Origin of the sequence: Pseudomonas meliae (assembly GCF_001400515.1) — a bacterium.
Taxonomy (GTDB): domain Bacteria; phylum Pseudomonadota; class Gammaproteobacteria; order Pseudomonadales; family Pseudomonadaceae; genus Aquipseudomonas; species Aquipseudomonas amygdali.
This window is the reverse complement of record NZ_LJQT01000179.1, coordinates 1-6,358: the sequence shown is the minus strand read 5'-3', so window position 1 is coordinate 6,358 and position 6,358 is coordinate 1. Positions and strand designations below refer to the sequence as shown.

Annotated in this window: 6 protein-coding genes and 1 pseudogene; 6 read left to right on the top strand and 1 reads right to left on the bottom strand. The window is 57.2% G+C overall.

What is annotated here, in order from left to right; genetic code table 11:
* Positions 1-209 precede the first annotated feature (209 nt).
* From aguB to ALO64_RS08010, 3 genes are all read left to right on the top strand, one after another.
* Entirely contained in the window at positions 210-1,088 is an 879-nt protein-coding gene (gene aguB / locus ALO64_RS08020) for an N-carbamoylputrescine amidase (protein ID WP_044343864.1), read from the top strand.
* Between the two features lie 5 nt (positions 1,089-1,093).
* Entirely contained in the window at positions 1,094-2,251 is a 1,158-nt protein-coding gene (gene aguA / locus ALO64_RS08015) for an agmatine deiminase (protein WP_054991687.1), read from the top strand.
* 679 nt (positions 2,252-2,930) lie between these two features.
* A complete protein-coding gene (locus ALO64_RS08010) occupies positions 2,931-4,205 on the top strand; it encodes an OprD family porin (RefSeq protein ID WP_004667253.1) in 1,275 nt (424 codons plus the stop codon).
* A 33-nt stretch (positions 4,206-4,238) separates the two neighbouring features.
* Here ALO64_RS08010 and ALO64_RS08005 read toward each other — a convergent pair whose 3' ends face one another.
* Entirely contained in the window at positions 4,239-4,733 is a 495-nt protein-coding gene (locus tag ALO64_RS08005) for a hypothetical protein (RefSeq protein WP_004667254.1), read from the bottom strand.
* Between the two features lie 159 nt (positions 4,734-4,892).
* Between ALO64_RS08005 and ALO64_RS08000 the strand changes: the two genes are divergently transcribed.
* The 3 genes and pseudogenes from ALO64_RS08000 to ALO64_RS07990 form a co-directional block, all read left to right on the top strand.
* Entirely contained in the window at positions 4,893-5,462 is a 570-nt protein-coding gene (locus ALO64_RS08000; RefSeq protein ID WP_044343862.1) for a GNAT family N-acetyltransferase, read from the top strand.
* A gap of 82 nt (positions 5,463-5,544) precedes the next feature.
* Complete coding sequence (locus ALO64_RS07995) at positions 5,545-6,018, top strand: GNAT family N-acetyltransferase (RefSeq protein WP_044343861.1); 474 nt, start codon at positions 5,545-5,547, stop codon at positions 6,016-6,018.
* A 162-nt stretch (positions 6,019-6,180) separates the two neighbouring features.
* Positions 6,181-6,336 (top strand): annotated as a pseudogene (locus ALO64_RS07990) (type II toxin-antitoxin system RelB/DinJ family antitoxin); the annotation flags it as partial.
* Between the last annotated feature and the right edge of the window lie 22 nt (positions 6,337-6,358).

Sequence of the window (6,358 nt, the reverse complement as noted above, 5' to 3'; positions counted from 1 at the left end):
CGTGACGCTCCGCGTCACACCCATCTTGGGGAATGGGCACTGTGATGGGTTTTAAGTCGATTAATATCGGTAAAAATAACAAAATATAGTGAACGTAACAAAATTTTAGCTTTTAATACCGATTTATATCCGCTATAAAGGCATTCATAATCGTCATCGCCTGTCTGCTATGGTGATAAGTCCTTGCATCCGCCCCTGGAGATATTTTCATGAGCCGTATCGTTTCTGTCGCTGCTACCCAGATGGCCTGTTCCTGGGATCTGGAAGCCAACATCGAGACCGCTGAAAAGCTGGTGCGTGAAGCTGCCGCCAAGGGCGCACAGATCATCCTGATTCAGGAGCTGTTTGAAACCCCGTACTTCTGCCAGAAGCCGAACCCGGACTATCTGCAGTTGGCGACTACTATCGAATCCAACGTCGCAATCAAGCATTTCCAGAAGCTCGCCAAAGAGCTGCAAGTTGTACTGCCGATCAGCTTCTTCGAGCTGGCAGGGCGTGCACGTTTCAATACCATTGCGATCATCGACGCAGACGGTACCAACCTGGGCATCTACCGCAAGAGCCACATCCCGGACGGCCCCGGCTACCACGAAAAGTACTACTTCAACCCGGGCGACACCGGCTTCAAGGTCTGGCAGACCCGCTACGCGAAAATCGGCGTTGGCATCTGCTGGGACCAGTGGTTCCCGGAGTGCGCACGCAGCATGGCGTTGCAGGGCGCAGAAATTCTGTTCTACCCGACCGCCATCGGCAGTGAGCCACACGACAAAACCATCAGTTCGCGCGATCATTGGCAGCGCGTGCAGCAAGGCCATGCCGGCGCGAACCTGATGCCGCTGATCGCCAGCAACCGTATCGGCAACGAAGAGCAGGATGGCTACGACATCACCTTCTACGGCTCGTCGTTCATTGCCAACCAGTTCGGTGAGAAAGTCGCCGAGCTCAACGAAACCAAAGAAGGCGTGCTGGTCCATAGCTTCGACCTGGACGAGCTGGAGCACATCCGTAGCGCGTGGGGTACGTTCCGTGATCGCCGGCCTAACCTGTACGGCGCGGTGAAGACCCTCGACGGTTCGCTGGAGTCCTGATCGCCATGACCACGCTCAATAGCACGCCACGCGCCGACGGTTTCCACATGCCGGCCGAATGGGCACTGCAAACCCAGGTCTGGATGGTCTGGCCCGAGCGCCCGGACAACTGGCGCCTGGGCGGCAAGCCCGGCACGGTTGATGTGCTGGCTAAAACCGATTGGAGCGNNATCGGCAAGCCCGCCCAGGCCGCCCACGTTGCGATCGCCAAGGCCATCGCCCGCTTTGAGCCGGTTACCGTGGCCGTGTCTGCCGCGCAGTACGACAACGCTCGTGCGCGGTTGGACATGCCGAACATCCGGGTTGTGGAAATGAGCAGCAACGACGCCTGGGTGCGCGATAGCGGCCCGACGTTCGTCATCAACGACCGTGGCGAAGTGCGCGGTGTGAACTGGGAATTCAATGCCTGGGGTGGCTTCGACGGCGGGTTGTATGCGCCGTGGAACCTGGACTCTCAGCTGGGCAGCAAGGTACTGGAAATCGAGCGCTGCCCGCGTTACGTCACCGAAGGCTTCGTGCTGGAAGGCGGCTCGATTCACGTCGACGGCGAAGGCACGCTGATTACCACCGAAGAGTGCCTGCTCAATCGCAACCGCAACCCGCACCTCACCCGCGAACAGATCGAAGCAATCCTCGGTGATTATCTGGCTGTGGATAAAGTTGTCTGGCTGCCAGATGGCCTGTTCAACGATGAAACCGATGGGCATGTGGATAACTTCTGTTGCTACATTCGTCCGGGTGAGGTGTTACTGGCCTGGACCGATGATCCCGAAGACCCCAACTATTCACGTTGCCATGCGGCGCTGGGTATTTTGGAAAACACACTGGATGCAAAAGGGCGCGCGTTTATCGTTCATAAAATGCCGATTCCCGGACCATTGTTCGCCACAGAAGAAGAATGTGCAGGCGTCGATCAGGTGCACGGCAGTCAGGAACGCAACCCTTCAGTGCGTTTGGCCGGGTCCTATGTGAACTTCCTGATCGTCAATGGCGGCATCATTGCGCCGAGTTTCGACGATCCGATGGACGAAAAGGCCCGTGAGCTCCTGCAAACACTGTTTCCAGAGCACGAAGTGGCGATGGCACCTGGCCGCGAATTACTGCTCGGTGGCGGCAATATTCACTGCCTGACGCAGCAGCAACCGGCCCCTCACAAGGCCTAGTTAGAAATAACTAGTAACATCCGATAAGGGGCAACTGGTCCCGTTCTTGCAGTATCAAGCCCATCACCCGATGACCCGATGGGCTTTTTGTTTTTACCCGTCGAGTAACATCCTGTAACAGATGCGCAGAGCGCTACCCCTGAAGCAGGTTGGTAAACGTTCGTTTTCTTAGCTTGACTGTCATATGGCGTGAGTAGATTTAGCCCCTCATGAAATCAAGAGGTTTTCGTTATGAACGCAGGTATGAACCAGCAGCGTGCTCGTGGTTTTTCTGCTTCTCTCAGTAACGAGGCCCGCCAGCTAGTGGCGGATTGGTTAAGGACGACCAGGCCCGCGAAATCCAGACCGGATGTTCGCGCAATGTTGTTACAGCGTTACCCGGCAGGCCTGTTCAACGAGGCCGAGCTCGAAGCGTTGCTCCGCGTGTTGACCGAGCGTGTTGATTGCTCCGGCAAACTTGGCTGAGCCGCTCTAGGCCGGCCATCTGCGTGTTTGACACCCCCATGCGTCGGGACTAGGATTCGCGTCCCGCCGTCTGCGGCTCAATCCTGTACGTGCATCAGCAGTCCACTGCGATGAATTCGTGTCGCCTTCTATACTGCTTGTTCAGAGGCTGGAGGCCCCGATAGCCATTGGCGGTCGCTGCAGCGCGTGTCAATTCGCAGAAAAGGAAGACAAGATGCTTAACAAACGTATGGGCATGCTCGCTTTGGGCATCATCAGCGCCAGTCAGGCCATGGCCGAAGGGCAGGCAGACTCGAAGGGTTTCGTCGAAGACAGCAGGCTGATCGTCAACCTGCGTAACGCCTACATCAATCGCGACTACAAGAACGACCGTGAAGACAAGTCCGAATGGGGACAGGCTTTCATGGGCAACTTCGCGTCCGGTTTCACTCAGGGCACTGTGGGCGTCGGCGTTGATGCCTTTGCCCTGTACGGCATCCGTCTGGATGGCGGCAAGGGTCGCAGCGGCAATGGCGGCATCGACTTTTTCAAGCAAGGTGACAGCGGCGCTGCTGCCGATGACCTGTCCCGTGCAGGTGCGGCGGTAAAGGCCCGTATCTCCAATACCGTCATCAAGTACGGCGACCAGATGCCTCAGTTGCCAGTGCTCAGTTACGACAATTCCCGTCTGCTGCCGGAAAGCTACACCGGCACCATGATCACCTCTAAAGAGATCGACGGGCTTGAAGTGGTTGCCGGGCGTTTCACCCAGGAGGCGCGTAAAAGTGCTGAGGGTCGCGACAGCGGTGATCTGAAAAGCATCAACGTCTACGGTGCCAGCTACAAGTTCACAGATGCATTCAGTGCAGCTTTCTACGCCTCCGACAACGAAGACGTGCTCAAGAAGCAGTACGTCAACCTGAACTACGTCTTTGCTCTGCCGCAAGATCAGTCGCTGACCTTCGACTTCAACGGCTACAAGACCAAGCTGGACAAGGACTTCACCACCAGCGATGCGCGTGACAACAAAATCTGGAGCCTGGCCGCGACCTGGGCTGTGGGCATCCACTCCTTCACCCTCGCACACCAGCGCAGCACCGGCGACATGGGCTACGCCTACGGTGGCTATCGCAATGATGGCGGCTTTGGTGATGGCGGCAACACCATCTACCTCGCCAACTCCTACTGGTCCGACTTCAACGGCAAGGACGAGCGCTCCTGGCAGGCTGCCTACGGCGTCGACCTATCCGGCCTGGTCCTGCCCGGTCTGAGCTACAAAGCGGCTTATGTACGCGGCGACAATATCGACGACGGCACGCCTGGAAGCGGCGATGGCACCGAACGCGAGATCTTCAGTCAGCTGACCTACGTGGTTCAGAGCGGCCCGGCCAAGGACCTCTCGATCCGCCTGCGCAACTCGTTCCTGCGTGTCTCGGATGATGCGTTGGCGTACAACAGCGAAGGCAACGAGACGCGTATCTTCGTCGACTACCCGATCAACGTTTTTTGATGTGAGGGAGGCGGCCTGGCAAAAAAGGCCGCCTCAATCCGCAATCAACTGCACAAACACCGCGAAGCCGCCGAGGAATATCCAGAAAAAGCTGAACAGCCAAGGGCTCCGCTTGGAGAACAGCAAGGACTTTTTCGGCCCTGTTTCGCTGGATTCCCAGTCGCTGAACAGCGGTGAGTCGTCATAGGTCAGCCCGATGACGGGCTCGCTGAGCAGCAACTGAGACTGTTTGTGATGCCAGTGCTGGATGATGTCGCAAGCCGCCCGAATACCCGGCCAGGCGAACAGCGTGCTGAGCAGCCCCAGCAAGGCCAGCATCGGCGGCACCACCAGCGTGAACATCGCGCCCCATTCAGTGTTCATGTTCGCCATGGACGACGCGTAAGCAATTACCAGAAACGACTGTGCTGATAAATAGGCGTTGGTGCGGTTGGACAGATTGGTGGTTTCGTAATGAATTTCGCGTCGATAGAAATCCAGCCGTTCCTTGGGCGAGCCAAACAATTTGACCTGCTGCTCATCCACCACGCTTTGGGGTGTCTGATCCGTAATGATTCTGGGCACTGGCGTTACCGATTTGTAAAAGATGCTGGATAGACTCCCTTGTGCATCAAGCAGTTCGACTTAATCCCCGGCATACGGGACCGTTCATCCTGTGAGCACTGTTCAACGGAGAGGGACATAGTCATGACTAACACCCCCACGCTGTACACAGACCGCCTACTGCTGACGCCCCTGAAGCTAGAGGATGCGCCAGCTGTCCAGCAGCGTTTCCCGCTATGGGAAATCGTGCAGTACCTGAACAACCGCGTCCCCTGGCCTTACCCTGAGGACGGTGCGCTGCACTACATTCAGGATGTTGCGCTGCCAGCCATTGCGCTTGGCACCGAGTGGCACTGGATGATCCGTCTGCACAGCGCGCCCCGGGAGATCATCGGCAGCATTACCCTCATGACCCACCGCGGCAACAACCGCGGCTTCTGGCTACACCCGGACTGGCAAGGTAACGGCTACATGAAAGAGGCCAGCCATGTGGTCAATCGACAGTGGTTCGAAGTAATGGGCATGCCCGTGATGCAGGTACCCAAAGCCGCCCCGAATGAAGCCTCGCGGCGTATTTCGATCAACGAAGGCATGCGCATAGTGAGCACGCACGAGGGTGAGTTCGTCAGCGGGCGGTTCGAAGTGGAAGTCTGGGAGATGACGCGGGAGGAGTGGTTGGCGCGAGCGCTGCAAGCAGGCATTTCGAACGTCTGACGTAGAGGCCGCCCCGGCATTAACCTGTTGCCCATCACCACCAGCCCAAGTGATATTGCTCAATAAACAGGGAGCGACCCGAATGCCGTTGACCCCCAAGACCGAACCCGACATCACCCTGGTAACCGTCCAGCCCGAAGACTTCGAAACCTTAGCGGCCATACGTATCGAAGCCATGCGCGAAAGCCTCGAGCGCGTTGGCCGGTTCGATCCGGTGCGCGCCCGAGAGCGTTTTCGTGAAGGGTTTTCTGCGCCATGCACACACTACATCCAGGTAGACGGCAGTAAGGTCGGCTTTATGGTTGTCAAGCCGACCAGCGATGGCCTGTTGCTGGATCACCTGTACATCAAGCCCGCCGTTCAAGGGCAGGGCATTGGTTCTGCCGTGCTTCGGCAGGTGTTCGCACAAGCAGACGCAACCGCCTCGACAGTACGGGTAGGTGCCCTGAAAGAAAGCGACTCAAACCGCTTCTACATTCGCCACGGTTTTCAGCTCGTTGAGAGCGGCGAGTTGGATAACTACTATGTCCGCCCGCAACGGCTGACGAGTCGCTGACGGGTTGGGATATTAATCCGCAGTTGTCACGTTTTTGGCTGTACGCGCAGCTCGAGCTGACCAGCGACAGCGTAGGGACTAAATGATCTTTACAGCTGCTTGCAAAAATGGCCACTGTGCCTCACTGTAAATACAAATGTCATTACACTGGAGGATGCCCACATGGCGTCTATCAACGTTCGTATCGACGACGATCTCAAAGCGCGTGCTTACCTCGAGCTGGAAAAGCTTGGCGTCACCCCCTCGGAGTTGCTGCGCCAAACCCTGCAGTACGTAGCTGAGCGTGGTCAGCTGCCCTTCAAGACGGTTCTGATGACAACTGTCGGCGCTGATTGAAAAC